This is a genomic window from Streptomyces sp. NPDC055962 (assembly GCF_042270185.1).
Taxonomy (GTDB): Bacteria; Actinomycetota; Actinomycetes; order Streptomycetales; family Streptomycetaceae; genus Streptomyces.
Genome location: NZ_JBHJYN010000019.1, coordinates 1 through 19,963, shown reverse-complemented (window position 1 = coordinate 19,963; position 19,963 = coordinate 1). Strand labels below are relative to the sequence as shown.

17 protein-coding genes, 1 pseudogene and 1 riboswitch are annotated in these 19,963 nt (G+C 70.0%); of the genes and pseudogenes, 4 read left to right on the top strand and 14 right to left on the bottom strand.

Annotated elements, in window-relative coordinates; genetic code table 11:
• Nucleotides 1–222 precede the first annotated feature (222 nt).
• Nucleotides 223–887: pseudogene (locus ACFC51_RS33630) on the bottom strand (DUF2625 family protein).
• A 311-nt stretch (nt 888–1,198) separates the two neighbouring features.
• Here ACFC51_RS33630 and ACFC51_RS33625 point away from each other — a divergent pair.
• Nucleotides 1,199–2,020, top strand: a complete 822-nt coding sequence (locus ACFC51_RS33625; protein WP_376375334.1) for a PhzF family phenazine biosynthesis protein — start codon at nt 1,199–1,201, stop codon at nt 2,018–2,020.
• A 91-nt stretch (nt 2,021–2,111) separates the two neighbouring features.
• Here ACFC51_RS33625 and ACFC51_RS33620 read toward each other — a convergent pair whose 3' ends face one another.
• Nucleotides 2,112–2,891: a CPBP family intramembrane glutamic endopeptidase gene (locus ACFC51_RS33620; RefSeq protein ID WP_376375335.1), complete on the bottom strand. Its 780-nt coding sequence runs from the start codon at nt 2,889–2,891 to the stop codon at nt 2,112–2,114.
• Between the two features lie 96 nt (nt 2,892–2,987).
• Nucleotides 2,988–4,493: a glutamate-cysteine ligase family protein gene (locus tag ACFC51_RS33615; RefSeq protein ID WP_376532542.1), complete on the bottom strand. Its 1,506-nt coding sequence runs from the start codon at nt 4,491–4,493 to the stop codon at nt 2,988–2,990.
• A 492-nt stretch (nt 4,494–4,985) separates the two neighbouring features.
• Here ACFC51_RS33615 and ACFC51_RS33610 point away from each other — a divergent pair, with 492 nt between their 5' ends.
• Both ACFC51_RS33610 and ACFC51_RS33605 read left to right on the top strand, forming a co-directional pair.
• The gene (locus ACFC51_RS33610) at nt 4,986–5,600 is read left to right on the top strand and encodes a hypothetical protein (RefSeq protein ID WP_376375341.1); all 615 of its coding nucleotides are present in this window, start codon (nt 4,986–4,988) and stop codon (nt 5,598–5,600) included.
• Nucleotides 5,601–5,887: 287 nt separating this feature from the next.
• Nucleotides 5,888–6,094, top strand: coding sequence for a DUF5999 family protein (locus ACFC51_RS33605; RefSeq protein ID WP_376375374.1), 207 nt, complete (start codon nt 5,888–5,890; stop codon nt 6,092–6,094).
• A gap of 71 nt (nt 6,095–6,165) precedes the next feature.
• On the opposite strand, the gene gcvP is transcribed toward ACFC51_RS33605, so the two are convergent.
• A complete protein-coding gene (gene gcvP, locus ACFC51_RS33600) occupies nt 6,166–9,051 on the bottom strand; it encodes an aminomethyl-transferring glycine dehydrogenase (protein ID WP_376532540.1) in 2,886 nt (961 codons plus the stop codon).
• Between the two features lie 193 nt (nt 9,052–9,244).
• Nucleotides 9,245–9,340, bottom strand: a riboswitch (glycine riboswitch).
• A gap of 132 nt (nt 9,341–9,472) precedes the next feature.
• Here gcvP and ACFC51_RS33595 point away from each other — a divergent pair.
• Complete coding sequence (locus ACFC51_RS33595; protein WP_376375347.1) at nt 9,473–9,844, top strand: PRC-barrel domain-containing protein; 372 nt, start codon at nt 9,473–9,475, stop codon at nt 9,842–9,844.
• Here the strand turns inward: ACFC51_RS33595 and ACFC51_RS33590 are convergent.
• The 10 genes from ACFC51_RS33590 to ACFC51_RS33545 form a co-directional block, all read right to left on the bottom strand.
• On the bottom strand, nt 9,766–11,223 hold the full coding sequence (locus ACFC51_RS33590; RefSeq protein WP_376532538.1) for a DNA polymerase IV: 1,458 nt from the start codon (nt 11,221–11,223) through the stop codon (nt 9,766–9,768). The two genes, ACFC51_RS33595 and ACFC51_RS33590, sit on opposite strands and share 79 nt — an antisense overlap.
• Before the next feature lie 73 nt (nt 11,224–11,296).
• On the bottom strand, nt 11,297–11,914 hold the full coding sequence (locus ACFC51_RS33585; protein ID WP_376375352.1) for a MerR family transcriptional regulator: 618 nt from the start codon (nt 11,912–11,914) through the stop codon (nt 11,297–11,299).
• Nucleotides 11,915–12,080: 166 nt separating this feature from the next.
• Nucleotides 12,081–12,554, bottom strand: a complete 474-nt coding sequence (locus ACFC51_RS33580; RefSeq protein WP_006123076.1) for a bifunctional nuclease family protein — start codon at nt 12,552–12,554, stop codon at nt 12,081–12,083.
• 53 nt (nt 12,555–12,607) lie between these two features.
• A complete protein-coding gene (locus ACFC51_RS33575; RefSeq protein WP_376375355.1) occupies nt 12,608–13,351 on the bottom strand; it encodes a MerR family transcriptional regulator in 744 nt (247 codons plus the stop codon).
• Between the two features lie 41 nt (nt 13,352–13,392).
• Nucleotides 13,393–14,181 (bottom strand): FHA domain-containing protein, encoded by a 789-nt coding sequence (locus tag ACFC51_RS33570; protein WP_376532536.1) that lies wholly within the window; start codon nt 14,179–14,181, stop codon nt 13,393–13,395.
• A 190-nt stretch (nt 14,182–14,371) separates the two neighbouring features.
• On the bottom strand, nt 14,372–15,208 hold the full coding sequence (locus ACFC51_RS33565; RefSeq protein WP_376375361.1) for a DUF881 domain-containing protein: 837 nt from the start codon (nt 15,206–15,208) through the stop codon (nt 14,372–14,374).
• A gap of 5 nt (nt 15,209–15,213) precedes the next feature.
• Nucleotides 15,214–15,546 (bottom strand): small basic family protein, encoded by a 333-nt coding sequence (locus ACFC51_RS33560; protein ID WP_003970459.1) that lies wholly within the window; start codon nt 15,544–15,546, stop codon nt 15,214–15,216.
• Nucleotides 15,543–16,463 carry a DUF881 domain-containing protein gene (locus tag ACFC51_RS33555; protein WP_376375364.1) on the bottom strand — a complete coding sequence of 307 codons (921 nt, stop codon included), beginning with the start codon at nt 16,461–16,463 and terminating at the stop codon, nt 15,543–15,545. Before ACFC51_RS33555 ends, ACFC51_RS33560 begins: the two co-directional genes overlap by 4 nt.
• A 98-nt stretch (nt 16,464–16,561) precedes the next feature.
• Entirely contained in the window at nt 16,562–19,057 is a 2,496-nt protein-coding gene (locus tag ACFC51_RS33550; protein ID WP_376375367.1) for a sugar phosphate nucleotidyltransferase, read from the bottom strand.
• 109 nt (nt 19,058–19,166) lie between these two features.
• Nucleotides 19,167–19,775 carry a CDP-alcohol phosphatidyltransferase family protein gene (locus ACFC51_RS33545; protein WP_329226466.1) on the bottom strand — a complete coding sequence of 203 codons (609 nt, stop codon included), beginning with the start codon at nt 19,773–19,775 and terminating at the stop codon, nt 19,167–19,169.
• Between the last annotated feature and the right edge of the window lie 188 nt (nt 19,776–19,963).

Genomic DNA, 19,963 nt, shown 5'->3' with positions numbered 1-19,963 from the left:
CGGCCGGCCCGCCATCGCCCCCTGCACCACGCCACGGCCCCGGGAGCGGCCGTGCCGGTCACACACCGCCCGCCGACAGCCCGAGCAGCGGCCGGGCCCTCGGCTACCGGAGCCGGGTGGGTCCCGGCGCGGACACCCGCCCCCGGTGCCCCGGCGCGGAGGGCGGCACTCGCCCGGGAAGCAGCCCTTCGCTGCCGACATGGACGAGCTGCGGCGAACCGGTCACACGTCGCCGAGGAACCCAGGATCAGACGGTCCCGTCTGCCGGGCGAAGTCCGCCGCGACGCCGATGACCTCGCGCATCGGCACGGGCCGCCGGCTCGTCGCCGCGAGATCGGCACGGGCCTCCTCGGACCAGAGGAACGGGTACACGGAGATGCCCTGCCGGAGGTCCAGGGCCGCAGCCTCCTCACGCCAGCCAGGCCATCGCAGCCCTTCGTAGAAGGTCTCCGACCGGCCCGAGAGCAGCCAGGAGACCCATCCGGAGTGGCCCGTTTCCATGGCTTCCCACTCAAGGGTGTCGGGAGCGAAGTACGTCATCTGCCCAGGTGCCCCCGGCCGGCCCGCGGCCGCAGGATCGCCGGCGTTCAGCGCGAAGACCCCGCCGACGACGTCGTGGCCGACGATCAGACCTGCCCCGGGATGCCAGGCGGGGTCGAAGTCTGCGGGGAAACGGTTGACCTGCGCCAGACTCGGGAGGCCTCCGTCCATGACCGAACCCCGCCGAACACACGTACCCACCCGTTGTCCACGAGCAGGCCGCCGGTGTTCAACGCCAGGGCCCCCAGCGTCGATCGCGCCGTGACCTGCATCTGCAGAAGACTCCGGCGGCCCTCGTCGACATCGGCAGGCAGCACCTGAACGGGGGCAGGACCCGCCGAAACCATCTCTCGAAGCTCCGGCCACGCCGGATCGTCCACGTGGACAAGTTCGTCGATCTCTCGCATCCGAGGATGGTCGCAGCCTGGCCCATCGTCTCGACAGGCGGGCTGGAGCACGCTGAACAGGAAGCCTGGTCGAGGGACTGGGCAGCGGCCACCCCGCGACCGGACTTCGCCGGCCACCGGTCAGGGGCCGTCGGCACAGGACACCCGTTCCCGTACCCGTGGCCGCGGCGCGTACGGGGCTTCTCCCGCTCGGGGCCGCCCATGCGGAATTGGCCTTGGACCGCGCGGGACCGCCCGCCTACGGTCGGCCCATGAAGATCCGTATCGTCGACGCGTTCACCGACCGCCCCTTCTCAGGCAACCCCGCCGGAGTCGTGCTGCTGGACTCCGGCGGCTTCCCCGGAGCGGACCGCCTCCAGCTCATCGCCTCCGAGGTCAACCTCGCGGAGACCGCCTTCGCGCATCCACTGCCGCCGGGCGGTGAGGCCGACTGGGCTCTGCGCTGGTTCACCCCGGCCACCGAGGTCGACCTCTGCGGGCACGCGACCCTGGCCACCGCCCATGTCCTTCACACCACGGGCGTCGCGAGCGGCACGGTGCGGTTCGCGAGCCGGTCCGGCGTCCTGCGCACCACGGCGCACGAGGACGGCACCCTGACGCTGGACTTCCCGACAGCCCCGCTGACACCCGTCACGGCCCCGGCCGGGCTGGCGGAAGCACTCGGCGCGTCGCCCCTCTCCGTCCACGACACGGGAGAACGGCTCGGCGACCTGCTCGTGGAGCTGCCCGACGAGGCCACCGTGCGTGCCCTCCGGCCGGACTTCCGCGCGCTCACCGCCTGCTCCCGCCGTGGCGTGATCGCCACGGCGGCTGCCGCGGACCCCGCCTGCGGGTACGACTTCGTCTCGCGGGGCTTCTTCCCCGGAGTCGGCATCGACGAGGACCCCGTGACCGGCAGCGCCCACACCGCGCTGGCCCCCTTCTGGGCCGCCAGATCCGGCCGCGAGAGCCTCACCGGCCTCCAGGCCTCGGCCCGCTCGGGCCTGGTCCGTGTCGAGCTGCGCGGCGAGCGCACGCTGTTGGCCGGCAGTGCCGTCACGGTCATCGACGGAGAGCTGCTCGCGGGGCTCTGAGCGCGCGGGAGCCGCCACCCCGCGGGGGGTATACGGCGCGGACCGCCCCGTGGGCGGGGCCCGCACGGGGCGGCGGCACGGGGCTGCGGCCTCACGGGGTGGGCAGCCAGCCCACCTTCCCGGCGAGCAGCGCGTAGCCGACGAACGCCCCGATGTCGAGCAGGGCGTGCGCGACGACCAGTGGTCCGACCCGCCCCCAGCGCCTGTACAGCAGCACGAAGACGACGCCCATGACCATGTTCCCGAGGAAACCGCCGATCCCCTGGTACAGGTGGTAGGAGCCCCGCAGCACGGAGCTGGCGACCAGGGCGGCCATCGGCGTCCACCCCAGCTGCCCCAGCCGTCGCAGCAGGTAGCCCACGACGATGACTTCCTCGACGAGCGAGTTCTGCAACGCGGAGAGGATCAGGACGGGGAACTTCCACCACACCTCGGGCAGCGACTCGGGAACGACCGTCAGGTTGAATCCCCCGCCGCGCGCCGCGAGGTAGAACGCCAGTCCCGCGCTGCCGATCCCCGCCGCCACCAGGGCGCCCCGGCCGAGGTCGGGCCACGGCCGGGTGCGGTCGAGACCGAGGGTCCGCAGGCCGGCTCCCTCCCGGAGGAGCAGGTGGGCCACCAGCGCGACCGGCACGAGCGCCGTGGCGATGCCGAACAGCTGCCACGCCAGGTCCAGCCACGGGCGCCCGGGGGCGTACGACCCGTTCAGCGTCGCGGCCTGGTCCTTGAGGCCCCCCGGTTTCGTCAGCGACCCGATGAAGCTGATCAGGGCGGACACCCCGCTGGCTCCGAGCGAGAGAGCCAGTACGAGCAGCGTCTCCGAGCGGAGGATCCGCCGGGGCACCCCCTCGTGAGGAATGGATTCAGCCACGCGCCCCGCCTCCACCTGTACTTCTGCCGTCAGCCATGCGTCGTCATAGCTTGCCTGACGGCGTCGGGGAGGCGGGACACCGGGCGGATCTCCCCCTCAGGGCGCGGGGAAGCCCACCGGCCAGGTGTGCACCGGTTCACCCACCTGCATCAGTTCGCCGTAGCGCCGTGTGGTGGCCGCAAGCGCGCCCTCCCGCTCGAGGCCCGCCTCCAGGGCCCGGTGATAGGTGTCGACCTGCCAGGAGGCGCCGTTCACCCGGAGCCTGCAGCGCTCCTCGATGACGCCGAGGTAGCGGTCGCGGTCCGAGGGCTCGATGTTCCATGCGTCGAGCCCCGCCGCCGCGAGTGGGAGCAGTTCGTCCCGTACGAGCTTGACGGCGGGCACCTTCGCCACACCGCCCGACCGGCCGGGGCGCGGCCAGAGCAGCTCGGCCTCGATCCCGTGGCGACAGGCGGCGTCGAAGTTCTCCTCCGCCGCCTCGAAGGGCAGTTTCGACCACACCGGCCGGGAATCGTCGGCGAGCGCGCGGACCAGCCCGTAGTAGAAGGCGGCGTTGGCGATGACGTCGACGACCGTGGGACCGGCCGGCAGGACCCGGTTCTCCACCCGCAGGTGGGGGACGCCGTCGGCCAGCCCGTAGACCGGCCGGTTCCACCGGTAGACCGTGCCGTTGTGCAGGACGAGCTCCGCCAGGGACGGCACCCCGCCCTCGTCGAGGACCCGCAGGGGGTCCTCCTCGTCGCAGATCGGCAGCAGGGGCGGGTAGTAGCGCAGGTTCTCCTCGAAGAGCTCGTACGCCGAACCGATCCACCGCTCCCCGAACCACGTCCGGGGACGAACCCCCTGATTCCGCAGCTCGGGCGGGCGTACGTCGGTGGCCTGCTGGAACAGCGGTGGCCTCGACTCGCGCCACAACTCCTTGCCGAACAGGAAGGGGGAGTTGGCCCCGAGGGCGATCTGCACGGAGGCGATGGCCTGCGCGGCGTTCCAGACGTCGGCGAACCGGTCGGGCGTCACCTGAAGGTGCAACTGGACCGACGTGCACGCTGATTCCGGGGCAATGGAGGCAGAGGTCGAGACCAGTCGCTCGACGCCTTCGATATCAAGGGCGAATTCCTCGCCGCGCTCGGCGGCCATTTGATCGTTGAGGAGCGTGTATCGATCGACGTCCGACAGGTTCGCCGAAACCACGTCGTCCCGCCCGAGGGTCGGCAGGATGCCGATCATCACGATCCCCGCGTCGACCTCCGCAGCCTTCCGGTGGGCATAGGCGAGCCCGGTGCGGAGCTCCTCCGCCAGCTGATCGAATACCCGGCCGCTCAGCCGGTGAGGAAGAATGTTTACCTCCAGGTTGAACATCCCCAGTTCCGTCTGGAAATCCCGGCTGGCGATGCGCTGGAGCACCTCCGCATTCCGCATCCTCGGCATGCCGTCCGAACCCGCGAGATTCAGCTCGATCTCGAGGCCCATGAGATTTCTGGGCCGATCGAACCTCCGCTCCGACAGGAGCCTCTCCAGCCCGGTCAGGCACCGGGTCAGCTTCTCGCGGTACGCCTGCCGATCGGACGGGGCGAACGCACCCGCCACGATCTTCTCGCCCATCGAAGGGTCCCTCCTCGAGTGGGCGGCCCGCGGCCCAGGCCGCTCGTATCACGATCGATAATGCCCCGACGAGATGATCCGTAACGCCCCCGCACCCCTCGGATACCCAGTAGTCTGACGACCGACGCCGGAGGCACATTCCGAAGGCATGGGGCATATGCAGTTTGCATGACGGAGTTGCGCCGCGGAAACACCGATGCGTTTGAGCCTACCGCCGCATCGGGAAAGTTCCTGGCGACAGGGGTTGCGAGCGGCCCGAATCCACAGGAACCTCGCAATTCAAAGGCTCAGATCCACCTTGTGCGCAATACGCGGGACGGCTAGCCGAAACACCGTGTGAACATTTGTCGTATAAACTCTGCGAACGAGGCAGAGAGTTGACGCATCGGCCCGTCCGCCCCGTCACCGGCCTTCCTCTGGCCCCGCACGCCGACAGCGCCGTCTGCACCCGCCCACGCACCACCGTGTCTCCGAAGTGAGAGGCAACCCACCATGCCGCTGCATGTTTCTCCGGCCCCCGCGCCCGCACTGCGCAGCGTTCTCGCGGCACTCGGTTCTCCCACCGCAGTCCGCGAGGCCCATACGCCCGCCCTCCGGTCCGTCCAGGGATCGCTGAGCCCCGAACTCCCGCTTCCCGTCCATGTACTGGACCGGATCGTGCCGAACGACGCCGCACCCCGCACCCGCCTCGCCGGCTGGCGCTTCCTGATCCGCAGCGGCGAACGCGCCGTGGCCGCCGCGGACACCATGCTCACCGCGGACGGCTGGACCTTCTCGCACTTCTTCGAGGGTCCGTACATCATCTCCACCGAACTGGCCCTGCGTCAGGCGGAGTCGACGACGACGCCCTACCAGCCGCGGCTGCTGTCCGTGCCCGGGCTGTACATGCTCACCCTGTGGCTGCACCACGACACCGAGGCCGACGCCGGCGGCGGGGCGCTCGCGCCGACGGACGTCCTGGTGCCTCTGGCGCCGGCCCCTCCGGGCATCACGGCCCACCGGCCCCACCGGGTCGCGGACCTGCTCCCGGTCATGAACCTGCGTCTCACCCCGGCGCCCCTTCCGGACCTCCCCGAGGTCCCGGGGCTCCTCGGGTCGCCCGCCTGACGCCTCCGCTCCCACCGCCCCCGCCGAGCTCCTCGGCGGGGGCGCGTCCTTACCCGTCCGGACTAGTCCGGTCAGGTCACCCCTAACCATCCGAACGGACAGTGCAGTTGGATCGAACCGTCCGGCCGGGTGATGCGTCATGGGAGAGGAACAGCAGCTGCCGCGAAATCCCTGCGGAGAGACGCCCGTAGGGCAACACTGGGAACGGACCGACTGATACGGGGGCGGCCATGAACACCCCGTCCGACCGCAGGACACTCGACTCGACGCAGCGAAAGAACCCATCCATGTGCCAGCACCAGCCACCCTGCCCGACCGCCGACTCCAACGACCGGGAGGCCGCACGCCTGACGGCTCACCACCCGGAACAGGGCTGGAGCCTCCTGTGCAACGGTGTCCTGCTCTTCGAGGACACCGGCGAGCTGCTCCCGAACGGGCAGATCATCGCCCCGCACCGCCCGCTGAAGAGCGGTCTGGTGATGAAGGCCGCCTGACCACGTCGGACGGAACACGGGGGCCGGCCCGGAGAGCTTCTCCGCACCGGCCCCGACGCGTCTGCGCGTGCCTACTGGTCGTACGCGTCCAGCGGGGGGCAGGAGCAGACCAGGTTGCGGTCGCCGAACGCACCGTCGATGCGGCGCACCGGCGGCCAGTACTTGTCCGAGGGCGTGACACCGGCCGGGAAGACCGCCTCTTCACGGCTGTAGGCGTGGGTCCACTCGCCGCCGAGGGCTGCGGCCGTGTGCGGGGCGTTGCGCAGTGGGTTGTCGTCCGCGCCCCACTCGCCTGAGGCGACCTTGTCGATCTCGCCGCGGATGGCGATCATCGTGTCGCAGAACCGGTCCAGCTCGGCGAGGTCCTCGCTCTCGGTCGGCTCGATCATCAGCGTCCCCGCGACCGGGAAGGACATGGTCGGTGAGTGGAAGCCGTAGTCGATCAGCCGCTTGGCGATGTCGTCGATGCTGACGCCGGTCGCCTTCGAGATCGGCCGCAGGTCCACGATGCACTCGTGCGCGACCAGACCGGCCGGGCCGTTGTACAGGATCGGGAAGTGCGGTTCGAGGCGCTTGGCGATGTAGTTGGCCGCGAGTACGGCGACCTGCGTCGCGCGCTTCAGGCCCTCGCCACCCATCAGGCGTACGTAGGCCCACGAGATCGGCAGGATGCCTGCCGAACCCCACGGGGCGGCCGAGATCGGGCCGACACCCGTCTCCGGGCCAGCCGCGGGCTGGAGCGGGTGGTTGGGGAGGTACGGCGCCAGGTGGGCGCGCACACCGACCGGGCCGACGCCGGGCCCGCCGCCGCCGTGCGGGATGCAGAAGGTCTTGTGCAGGTTCAGGTGGGAGACGTCGCCGCCGAAGTGACCCGGCTTGGCGAGACCGACCAGCGCGTTGAGGTTGGCACCGTCCACGTACACCTGGCCGCCGGCCTCGTGCACCTCACCGCAGATGTCGGCGACGTGCTCCTCGAAGACACCGTGCGTCGAGGGGTAGGTGATCATGAGGACCGCGAGCTCGTCGCGGTGCTTCGCGATCTTGGCCCGGAGATCCTCGATGTCGACCTCGCCGTCGTCAGCGGTCTGCACGACGACGACCTTCATGCCGGCCATCACCGCGCTGGCGGCGTTGGTGCCGTGCGCGGAGGACGGGATCAGGCAGACGGTGCGGCCGTGGTCGCCGTTCGCCCGGTGGTAGGCGCGCACGGCCAGCAGCCCGGCGAACTCGCCCTGCGAGCCGGCGTTGGGCTGGATGGAGACGGCGTCGTAGCCGGTGACCTCGGCGAGGCGCTCCTCCAGCTCACGGATGAGGGTGAGGAAGCCCTGTGCCTGCTCGGCGGGCGCGAAGGGGTGCAGGGCGCCGAATTCGGGCCAGGTGATCGATTCCATCTCGGCGGTCGCGTTGAGCTTCATGGTGCAGGAGCCGAGGGGGATCATGCCGCGGTCCAGCGCGTAGTCACGGTCGGCGAGCTTGCGCAGGTAGCGGAGCATCGCCGTCTCGGAACGGTGCTGGTGGAAGACCGGGTGGGTGAGGACCATGTCGGTGCGCAGCAGTCCCTCGGGCAGCGCGTCGGCGGTCTCGGCGTCCAGCGCCTCGATGTCGCCGCCGGCCCCGAAGGCCGCCCAGACGGCCGCGATCCGGGCACGGGTCGTGGTCTCGTCACAGGCGACGGAGACCTGGTCGGCGTCGACGAGGCGGAGGTTCACCCCGCGCTCGCGTGCGTCGGCGACCACCTGCGCGGCCTTGCCCGGCACACGGACGGTGAGGGTGTCGAAGTACGCGCCGTGCACGACCTCGGCGCCGGAGGCCCGCAGCCCCTCGGCGAGGAGGGCGGCGAACCGGTGGGTGCGCCCGGCGATCGTCCGCAGCCCGTCGGGGCCGTGGTAGACGGCGTACATGCCGGCCATGACGGCGAGCAGCACCTGGGCGGTGCAGATGTTGCTGGTGGCCTTCTCGCGGCGGATGTGCTGCTCACGGGTCTGCAGCGCCAGACGGTAGGCCTTGTTGCCGTCGGCGTCGACGGACACGCCGACGAGCCGGCCGGGCAGGCTGCGGGCGAACTTCTCGCGCACGGCCATGAAGCCGGCGTGCGGCCCGCCGAAGCCCATCGGGACGCCGAAGCGCTGCGTCGTGCCGACGGCGATGTCCGCGCCCAGCTCGCCGGGCGAGGTCAGCAGCGTCAGGGCCAGCAGGTCGGCCGCGACGGAGACGATCGCGCCCAGCTCGTGCGCCTGCTCGATGACGGGCCTGATGTCGCGCACGGCGCCGGAGGCGCCGGGGTACTGGAGCAGCACTCCGAAGACGCCGCGTCCGGCGATCTCGGCCGGGATGCCCTCGGAGAGGTCGGCGACGACCACCTCGACACCGGTCGGCTCGGCGCGGGTCTCGATCACGGCGATGGTCTGCGGCAGGGTGTCGGCGTCGACGAGGAAGACACCGTTCTTCACCTTGCCGACGCGGCGCGCCAGCGCCATGGCCTCGGCGGCGGCCGTGCCCTCGTCGAGGAGCGAGGCGCCCGAGGTGGGCAGCCCGGTGAGGTCGGCGACCATCGTCTGGAAGTTCAGGAGGGCCTCGAGCCGCCCCTGGGAGATCTCCGGCTGGTACGGCGTGTAGGCCGTGTACCAGGCGGGGTTCTCCATGACGTTGCGCAGGATCACCGGCGGCGTGAACGTGCCGTAGTAGCCCAGGCCGATCATCGGTGCGAGCACCTGGTTGCGGTCGGCGAGGCTCCGCAGCTCGGCCAGCACCTCGGCCTCGGTGCGCGCCTCGGGCAGGTTCAGCGCCTCGGCGCTCCTGATCACGTCGGGCACCGCGGCGGCGGTGAGCTCGTCGAGGGAGCCGTAACCGACCTGGGCGAGCATCTTGGCCTGCGCCCCGGCGTCGGGACCGATGTGGCGCTGCTCGAACGGAATGCCCTGCTCCAGCTGGGAGAGCGGAGTGCGACGGGGGGTCATGATGGAGGCCTCCTGGTCTGCCACGACCTGCGAGGGGCGCCACGGCGTGGCTGCCCGAACGGCCTCCCCCTCTGTCATCTCGACCTGAGAGCTTCACCGGCGCGCCCTCGGGCGTACCGGCTTTCACCGTCGGTGAGGGCGGTACCCGCGACGACCTGTGCCGTACGGATCCCGACCTGCTTTCCAGAGTGACCTCGTCCGTGCGGTACGGGGGCCTGAGAGATTCCGGGGAGGAGTTGCTCCTTCGGCGCCCCCGGATCTCTCCGGAGGACTCTCCCGCACAGGGTCAGCAGCCGGTTCCAGCCTACCAGCGGGGTCACCGCGGGCCTTCTCGAGTGGCCGACGGTCCGGATCTGGCCTTTCGTAGACCCTGTGGAGCAGTCGCGACCACCTGATGCAGTTGTGACCAGTGGGAGGCACCGTGCAGACCGACATCGATCCGCGCAGCCTGATCGGCCGCAAGGCCTTCGACCGTCGTGGTGCCAAGATCGGTACGGTCGACGAGGTCTATCTCGACGATGCGACCGGGGTTCCCGAATGGGCCGCCGTGCGTACCGGACTCTTCACCCGGGACGCGTTCGTCCCGCTGGAGCCGAGCGAATTCGTGGACGGGGCGCTGCGGATCCCCTTCGACCGCGGCCTGATCAAGGACGCACCGGACTTCGGGGTGGGCCGCCACCTCTCGCCCGAGCAGGAGCTGCAGCTCTACCGGCACTACGGACTGGACTCCTCCCCCTCCGCCGGTCCCGCCCCCGACAGGGACTTCGGCAAGCTGGCCGGCCACGAGGAGTAGTCCACCGGATCCCGCACCAGGGGAAGCGGGTCGGCCGGCCGCAGCTGCGGGTCGTCGATGCGGAACGTACGCACCCGGCCGGGGCCCGTCCACGGTTCCTCGAAGCGCACGGTGACCCGGCCGACACCGCTGCCCTGCACCCAGCCGTGCCCGTGGACCTCGTGCCGTACGTCGTGCCCGGCCGGCCAGCGCCGCGACGACGGCGGCTCGCCGCTCTCCCGTGGGCCCCGGTCGGCGGCCTTCTCCGCCGTGTCGTCGTGTTCGTCCGGGGCGTCGGCCGCGGACTCCTCCGCGGCGTGCTCGGCTTCGGCGGCCTGTGCGAACAGGTCCTCCTGCGTGAAGTCCGCCAGCCCCGTGACGCCCACTCCGAGCAGCCGGACCCCGCCGGTCGTGTCCACGGCCTCCAGGAGCCGTGCGGCGGCCTCCCGGACCACCGCGGGGTCGTCGGTGGGGCCGCGCAGGGTCTCCGACCTGGTGAGCGTCGAGAAGTCGTAGCGGCGCACCTTGAGGACCACGGTGCGCCCGGACCGTCCCGCGTCCCGCAGCCGCCGCACGCACCGGTCCGCGAGCCGCTCGACCTCCGACCTGACCCGCACACGGTCGTGCAGGTCCACGTCGAAGGTGTCCTCGACCGACACGGACTTGGCGTCCCTCTCGGCGACCACGGGACGGTCGTCGTAGCCCCGCGCCATGCGGTGCAGCGCGACGCCGTGCGCCTTGCCCAGCAGCCGCACCAGCTCGGCCTCGCCCGCCTCCGCCAGGTGACTGACGAGGGTCATGCCCGCACGCCGCAGGTGGTCGCCGGTGGCCGGCCCCACACCCGGGAGGATCCGCACCGGCATGGGCGCCAGGAGCTCCCGCTCGGTACCGGGTTCGATCAGCAGCAGGCCGTCCGGCTTGGCCTCCTCGGAGGCGATCTTGGCCAGCATCTTGGAGCCGGCCAGCCCGACGGAGCCGCTGAGGCCGGTGACGGCTCTGATCACGGTGCGCAGCTGCCCGCCGACGGCGCGGGCGGACTCGGCGTCGTCGGCGACCCCGCCGGCCTCCAGATCGACGAACGCCTCGTCCAGGCTGAGCGGCTCGACGAGGGGTGAGAGCCGCCCCAGGAGCTCCATCACCTGGTCGCTCACCGTGCGGTAGAGCGCGAAACGCGGGACCAGGTACGCGGCGTTGGGCGCGAGACGCCGCGCCTGACCCATCGGCATCGCCGAATGCACACCCAGCCGCCTCGCCTCGTACGACGCGGTGGCGACCACTCCGCGCATGCCCAGGCCGCCCACCACCACGGGTTTGCCACGCAGGCTGGGCTTCGCCGCCTGCTCTGCAGAGGCGTAGAAGGCATCCATGTCCAGATGCAGAATGGTGGGCGCGGCTCTCACACGGACCGATGGTGCCTCATGCCACTGACATCCGGCCCGCCCGGCGCCCGCGCCGCACCGCTCCGCCGGGGGCTCAGCCCGCCCGATTGCGTCGTCGCGCCAGTTCGTCCGCGGGGTTGTGACCGATCAGCGTCTCCCCCGTGTCGACACGCTCTCCGTGGAGCTGGGACAGCGCGGCGTCGACGTCGCGCCAGACGACCCCCACCGCGATGCCGAAGACGCCTTGGCCGCCCTGGAGCAGACTCACGACCTCGTCCGGCGAGGAGCACTCGTAGACCGTCGCCCCGTCACTCATCAGGGTCATCCGCTCCAGATCCGTGAAGCCACGGGCCCTGAGGTGCTGCACCGTCGTGCGGATGTTCTGGAGGGCGACCCCCGTGTCCAGGAACCGCTTGACGATCTTGAGCAGAACCACGTCCCGGAAGCTGTAGAGACGCTGCGTGCCCGACCCGTAGGCGGGACGTACGCTCGGCTCCACCAGCCCCGTACGCGCCCAGTAGTCGAGCTGTCGGTAGGTGATACCGGCAGCCGCGCACGCGGTGGGCCCCCGGTAGCCGATGTCCCCTGACTCTGCCGCACCGTCCGCTGCCACCACCGCCGGCTGAACCGGCTGTCTGATGGAGTGGTCGGCCGCACTGCCGTGCTGCCGGTACGGCCCACCCGCAGCCGTACCGTCGCCGCTGATTCTCACGCCGACCTCCGTCCTTGACCTGCCATCTCGAAGGTAGGCAGTCACCAGGGGTGCGTCAACGATCGCCACACTCGGCACGCCGAGTGATAATCACCCTGAGGGTGGTTTCCCGTGACTGAAATCCGGGAACGGCTTGTCGGATGCGCTGACACCGCCCCCACGGCGGTCACTGGCTGTTCGTGCCGAAGTCCTCCGGCGAGATCTGGTCGAGGAACTCGCGGAACTTCTCCACCTCGTCCTCCTGCTCGTCCGGGATGGCGATACCGGCGTCGTCGAGCACCCCGTCACTGCCGTAGATCGGCGTGCCGGTGCGCAGGGCGAGCGCTATGGCGTCGGACGGCCTCGCGCTCACCTCGACCCCGCTGGCGAAGACCAGCTCCGCGTAGAAAACCCCTTCTCTGAGGTCCGTGATCCGGACCTCGGTGAGCTCCTGGCCGACGGCCTCGAGCACATCCTTGAAGAGATCATGGGTCAGCGGCCTGGCCGGAGCCATGCCCTGCTGGGCGAAGGCGATCGCGGTCGCCTCGCCAGGACCGATCCAAATAGGGAGGTACCGGTCGCCTCCCACTTCACGCAGGAGCACGATCGGTTGGTTGGAGGGCATTTCCACCCGGACACCCACAACGTCGAGCTCGTTCACACAGCAACCCTAGGACGTGCCCGCCATGTTTGGATAGTCGGGCTCCTCCAAGGTCAGTGGAAACTGACCTTCAGGGCCGTCTGGACGAGTGCGGCATGGAGGCGGACGGACAGCTCCGCGAGCTCCTTCGCAGTGGCCTCCGCATGGGCTCTGGTCTGCGGGTTCCGGTGCCGCCGCAAGGGCGCGACCACCTGCTCGACCAGCCCTGCCTCCCGCTCCGCGGCCGCCTTGACCGCGCGCAGGTGCCGGGGCTCCAGGCCGAAACGGCCCAGGTCCGCCACGAGCCGCGCCACCGTCACGGCCTCGGCGTCGTAGCTGCCCCCGGCGGCGGGCACGATCAGCCCGTACGACTCCCACTCGTCGAGCTGCTCCTCCGTCGCCTCGGTGGCGGCGAGGAGCTCGGAGCGCCCGATACGGGCCGCTGTGGCCCCACCGGGCTCCTGGTCCCGGTGAGGATCGGCCGGGTCGCCCTGCCCGCCTGCGGACGGCAGGGCCGCCTGCTCACCGCGCGCCAGCGCCTCGAGGTGCTCACGGATGACCTTGAGCGGCAGGTAGTGGTCCCGCTGCATGCGCAGCACCTGCGCCAGCCGCTCGACGTCGGCAGGGCTGAACTTGCGGTATCCCGAGGGCGTCCGCTGGGGCTCGATGAGCCCCTCCGCCTCCAGGAAACGGATCTTGGAGATCGTCACTTCGGGAAACTCGTCGCGCAGCTCGAGCAGCACCGTGCCGATGCTCATCGCGCGCTCGCCCGCGGCGGCGGTGCCGTGACCGGCACCGCCTGTCGGTGTTCGCAGCATGGACCTTCCTGGGGGTCCCCCCGGACGAGTCCGGGGAAGGGTCACACGCCCCGCTGGCTCGCGTAGAAGACCAGTCGGTACTTCCCGATCTGGACTTCGTCGCCGTTGGTCAGCGCGACGGAATCGATGCGCTCGCGGTTGACGTAGGTTCCGTTGAGGCTGCCGACATCACCCACGGTGAAACTACCGTCCGGGCCCCTGTGGAACTCCACATGACGCCGCGACACGGTCACGTCGTCGAGGAAGATGTCGCTCTGCGGGTGACGGCCGGCCGTCGTCAGGTCGCCGTCGAGCAGGAATCGGCTGCCGGAGTTCGGGCCGCGGCGGACCACCAGCAGTGCGGACCCGGCGGGCAGGGCGTCGACCGCGGCCTGTGCCTCCGGGGAGAGCGACGGGACGGCCGTCTGGCCGGTCGCCTCGGCCTCGTACGCCTCGATACCGGAGATCGAGATGGTCGAGGTCGTCTCCGCGGCACGCTCGGGAACTCCGCCCCTCAGCGGCGCGCCGCAGTTGGAGCAGAAGCGGCTGGCCTCGGCATTCTGATGCCCGCACCTCGTACAAACCGGCATGGACGAGCCCTCCGGAGCGGGGGCGAACCCTCCACCCGTACTCGAGGTCGATGGTTCCTCGAAACCTATGCGGCCTGCACCTCCAGGGTCAACAGACGACGCGCCGGTCCCACCGGCGGATCCCTGCACCTCATCGCGGAAGAGCGGGCGCTCCGAGCCCTGCTCGTCGACACCCTGGCCCTGACGCGGGGCGCGGTGGCGGGCAGCGCTGTTGCTGTCCTCGCGGGCGCTCTTTCCGAACAACTTCGCAAACAACTTCACGGGCGTTTCCCCTTGACCGAAATAGACCCGCCCGTGGGGCAGGACGAACCCTGAACGAACACACCTGCCGACCCGGACATCCTCACAACGTCCGTATCCACCCGACAGTTTCCACCACGCGTCACCGATCCGTTGCGCCGACCCCCCGCAACCCGGTGCCCGTGTCCTGCGAGCCCTTCACACCGCCGTCTCACCGCGACGACGACCGAGCGTAATCAGGCTGTTCCGCCGGCCGCAAGGCGTCCACGACGATGTCGTCGGCACGCGCCACCTCCGCCGTGGCCTGCTCCTTCTCCAGCGTCTGCACCACCCCGCCCGGGATGTTCAGAGCCGGTTCCAGGTCCTGCGGCTTGCCGATGACCTTGAACTCGTACGGAGCCTCGATCTTCCGGCCGTCCACTCTCAACTCTCCCCCGTCTCCGGAGAAGTACGTGTCGGCCACGACACGTACGCCGTCGACCTCGATCGCCTCCGCGCCCGCGGCCCGAAGCTCCTGGATGGTGTCGAGGAGCATGTCGGCCTCGACGGCACCGCCCGGGTCACTGATGGTCAGCGTGATACCCGGACCGTGCGCCGCGACGGTTCCTGCAAGGATACCGAGCTGGCGCTCCTTCTCGAGCGTCTGTTTCCGGGCCTCCTCGGCCTGGTCGGAGCTGTTCTCCAGCTCCGTGCGCTGGTCGTCGAGGCGCTGCTTCTCGTCCTCGAGACGCTCGGTGCGGTTGTCGAGTTCGTCGAGGATGCGGACCAGGTCCTCCTGGCGGGCACCGCGTAGGGCGCTGTTGTCGCTGTTCGACCTGACCTGGATCGCCAGCCCCAGGCCGAGGACGAACAGCAGGAGCGCCACGATGAGTTGAGCTCTGCTCACCCTCGGGGGCCACAGGCCGGCACGCAGCCTCTGACGGCCGGAGACCCTCTCGTCCGGGGCGGGAGGGGGCGGCGCCGGTACGGGCGCCTCGGCGGGGAGCGCACCGGGGCGCTCCCCGTTGCCGGGGCCGTGTCCGCTGCTCGGGTTCGGTCCGTTGTTCATCGGCCTCACGCCCGGAAGACGTGGCGCCGGATGGCTGCCGCGTTGGAGAAGATCCGGATGCCGAGCACGACCACCACACCGGTGGAGAGCTGGGCTCCGACGCCCAGCTTGTCGCCGAGGAAGACGATGAGGGCGGCCACCACGACGTTCGACAGGAACGACACGACGAACACCTTGTCCACGAAGATCCCGTCGAGCATGGCCCGCAGACCGCCGAAGACGGCGTCCAGCGCGGCCACCACGGCGATCGGCAGGTAGGGCTCGACCACCGCCGGCACTTCGGGCCGGACCAACAGTCCGACCACGACTCCCACGACGAGGCCCAGTACGGCGATCACGATGTGCCCTTCCCTGTGTCTGCCGCACCACTGCCCGTGTCTGCGGCCTGAGGCTCTGCTGTACGTACGATCAGGCTGGGCGCGGCCGGAAGGCGCACCTTCTCCTGCTCGGAGATGCTGGTGCGGATGTCGAAGCTCTCGTGCAGCGCCTGGAGGTACTGGCCGTCCGCACTGTCCTCGAACGCCGTGGCGAGCCTTTTCCCGTCCCCCACCGCAAGCACCGTGTACGGCGGCACGAGCGGTCTGTTGTCGACCAGTATGGCGTCGCCCGCGGCGCGGATCGCCGAGAGAGCCGTCAGCCGCTGCCCGTTGATGGCCACGGCCTCGGCTCCCGACTGCCACAGACCGTTGACCACGCGCTGCATGTCCCGGTCGCGCACCCGCCCGGTGTCGGCGAAGCCGGTGGACTCACGCGGCCCGCCACCGCCCTGGTCGGTGTCCTCCGCGTCGTCCACCACGAGCTTGATGCCGGGACCCTCGACGGGGGTCGCACCGGACAGCAGGGCCACCAAGGCGCCCTGATCCCCGCCGTGCTTCTCCAGAGCCTTGAGCTGCCGCTCGCCGACGTCCTTGCGCAGTGCGTCGACCTCGGCCTGGAGCGTGTCCGCCGTGGAGGTCTCCGCGTTCACGCGGTCGATGAGCTCCTCGCGCTCCTTGGCGACGACCGGGGCAGCCACCTGCGCCTCCGCCGCGCCGAGCGTCACGACGAGCGCGGCCAGCACCAGACCTGCGGCAAGGCCCAGCTTCGCCTTCAGGGTGCGTGGCAGTCCCTCGCTGCCTTCGGACCTGCGGCGCGCCGAGGCCTCGGCGTATCCCTCGTCGAGGCTGTGTTCCATCACCGTGGTCAGCAGCGACATGGACGCGTCGGGGCGAGGACGCGGCGGAGCGCTACTCCGATCGGGGGGCGGCTGCGACATGCCGCACATCGTCGCACGTCATGCCTGCTGCCGCCGAATGGGCCCACCGCTGTCCCGGAAGCCCGCGGAACACGGCTTCCGGGACAGCGGTCACCTGCTCAGTCCCCCGCGCTGTCCACGACCGCCGCCCACTCGTCGAGCAGCGCCTGTGCCGAGGCGTCGTCGGGTCCCTCCGCCCACAGGTGGGTGACCGCCTCCGCCCGGTCCGGCAGCACCATGACCCAGCGGCCGTCCGTCTCGACCACGCGGACTCCGTCCGTGGTGTCCACGCTGCGGTCGCCCGCCGCCTCCACGACGCGGCGCATGACGAGCCCCTTGACCGCCCACGGGGTGGCGAGGTCGCGGCGCAGCACATGGGCGCGCGGGATACGGGCGTCGATCTGGCTGAGGGTGAGCTGTGTCCTGGCCACAAGGCCGATGAGCCTCACGAAGGCCGCCGCACCGTCGAAGACGCTGCTGAACTCGGGGACGATGAATCCGCCGCGGCCGTCGCCGCCGAAGATGGTTGCGTCCTCGCGCCCGACCCGTGTCAGGTCGTCGGGGGACGTGGTCGTCCACTCCACCTGCGTGCCGTGGTAGGCCGCGACCTGTTCGGCGACCCGGGTCGTCGTCACCGGCAGGGCGACCCGTCCGCTCCTGCGCTCGGCGGCCACGAGGTCGAGCATGACCAGCAGGGCCCTGTCGTCCTCGATGATGCGGCCCCGCTCGTCGACCAGGGACAGCCGTTCGCCGACCGGGTCGAACCGCACACCGAAGGCCGCCCGCGCGGACGACACGATCTCGCCGAGGCGCACCAGGCCTGCCCGCCGCGACTCGGCGGACTCGGTGGGCCGGGACTCGTCGAGCCCGGGATTGATCGTCAGGGCGTCCACACCGAGGCGTCCGAGCAGGCTCGGCAGTACGAGCCCGGCACTGCCGTTGGAGGCGTCCACGACCACCTTGAGGCCCGCGTCGGCGATGCCGCTCGTGTCGACGTTGCGCAGCAGGGAGCCCGTGTAGGAGTCGAAGACACTCGACGGGAAGTGGAGGTCCCCGATCTCGCCGGGGAAGGCCCTGCGGAACTCCTGCCGGGCGTAGACGCGGTCCAGCTTCTTCTGACGTGCCTGGGAGAGATCGGCTCCCCGTTCGTCGAAGAACATGATGTCGACCGAGTCGGGCACTCCCGGAGACGTACGGATCATGATGCCGCCGGCGCTGCCGCGCGCCGTCTGCTGACGTGCGACCGGCAGCGGCACGTTCTCCAGGTCGCGGACGTCGATGGCGCTGGCCTGGAGCGCCGAGATGACGGCTCTCTTGAGGGCACGTGCACCACGGGAGTGGTCACGGGCGGTCGTGACCGTCGCGCCCTTCTTCAGCGTCGTCGCGTAGGCGCCGGCGAGCCGGACGGCGAGCTCCGGGGTGATCTCGACGTTCAGGATCCCCGTGACGCCGCGGGCACCGAAGAGATGCGCCTGTCCGCGCGACTCCCAGATGACCGAGGTGTTCACGAACGCGCCGGCTTCGATGGTCTTGAACGGGTAGACCCGGACGTTGCCCTGGATGATCGATTCTTCGCCGACCAGGCACTCGTCGCCGATCACGGCGCCGTCCTCGATGCGCGACGCCCGCATGATGTCGGTGTTCTTGCCGATCACGCAGCCGCGGAGGTTGCTGTGCTCGCCGATGTACACGTTGTCGTGCACGACTGCACGGTGCAGGAAGGCACCGGACTTCACGACGACGTTGGAACCGATCACGGTGTGCTCGCGGATCTCGGCGCCGGCCTCGATCTTCGCGTAGTCACCGATGTAGAGCGGCCCCCGCAGAACCGCGTCGGGATGGACCTCGGCTCCTTCGGCCACCCAGACGCCGGGCGAGATCTCGAAGCCGTCCAGCTCCACGTCGACCTTGCGCTCGAGGACGTCGGCCTGGGCCTTCACGTAGCTCTCGTGCGTGCCCACGTCCTCCCAGTAGCCCTCTGCGATATAGCCGCAGATCAGCTTGCCTTCCTTCATGAGCTGGGGGAACACGTCACCGGACCAGTCCACGGAGGTGTCGGCCTGGACGTAGTCGAAGACCTCGGGCTCCATGACGTAGATGCCCGTGTTCACCGTGTCCGAGAAGACCTGGCCCCAGGTGGGCTTCTCCAGGAAGCGCTCCACCTTTCCTTCTTCGTCCACGATCGTGATCCCGAACTCAAGGGGATTCGGGACCCGGGTCAGGCACACCGTGACGAGTGCGCCCTTCTCCTTGTGGAAGGCGATGAGATCCGTGAGATCGAAGTCGGTGAGGGCGTCGCCGGAAATGACCAGGAAGGTGTCGTCCTTCAGGGCTTCTTCGGCGTTCTTGACGCTTCCCGCGGTACCGAGTGGCTTCTCCTCGTTGGCATAGCTGAGCTCCATCCCGAGTTCTTCGCCGTCGCCGAAGTAATTCTTGACGAGGGAGGCGAGGAACTGGACGGTAACGACTGTCTCGTTGAGCCCATGCCGTTTGAGCAGCCTCAGCACATGCTCCATGATCGGCCGATTGGCCACGGGCAGGAGCGGCTTGGGCATGCTTGAGGTCATGGGGCGAAGGCGGGTGCCTTCACCGCCTGCCATCACGACGGCCTTCATGTCGGAAACGTCCTCCTTGAGAGACGACGGTCTAGCCGACTTCACCCGTCGGGGCAAACTACAGCATCCGGTGCGGGCCGGCGACACTGCACGGCTCCACAACAACGAGCTAATCGGCTACTTCATCCGCCTTGACCAGACGGCGGACTTGGACCACGTAGAGGATCCCTGCCCACCAATAGAGGGTTGTACCCCATCCAGCGAACGCCCATCCGAAAATGGTGCCCAGCGAAGCCAGCCAACCACTTCCGTCGCTGAGCAGCAACAAGGGGAAGGCGTACATCAGATTGAAGGTTGCAGCTTTCCCGAGGAAGTTCACCTGCGGCGGCGGATAGCCGTGCCGGCGCAGGATTCCTACCATGACGAGCAGCATCAGCTCACGGGCCAGGAGCGCCGCGGTGAGCCAGAGAGGCAGGACCTCCCGCCAGGTGAGCCCGACGAGGGTCGACAGAATGTAGAGCCGGTCGGCGGCCGGGTCCAGGAGCCGGCCGAGGCTGCTGATCTGGTTCCATCGACGCGCGAGCTTGCCGTCGAGGTAGTCACTGACTCCACTCAGCATCAGAACCAGCAGGGCCCAGCCATCACTGTTGGGCCCACCGAACACGGGGCGAAGAATCAGCCACAGGAAGAGCGGTACGCCGACGAGACGAGCCATGCTGAGGATGTTGGGGATGGTGAGTACTCGGTCCGTCTGAACTCGAGTCTCCTGGACCTCCACCCGGGGGCCTCCATGTGAAGAACGTGCCGATGATGCCCCCTGACCCTACCCTCAGCATCCGAGCGCCGGTGCACAGGGGTACGGACGGGCGGTCCCGGAACGCAGAAAAGCCCCGTGCCACAAGGGCACGGGGCTTTCCCGGAATAATTGTTCGGCGGCGTCCTACTCTCCCACAGGGTCCCCCCTGC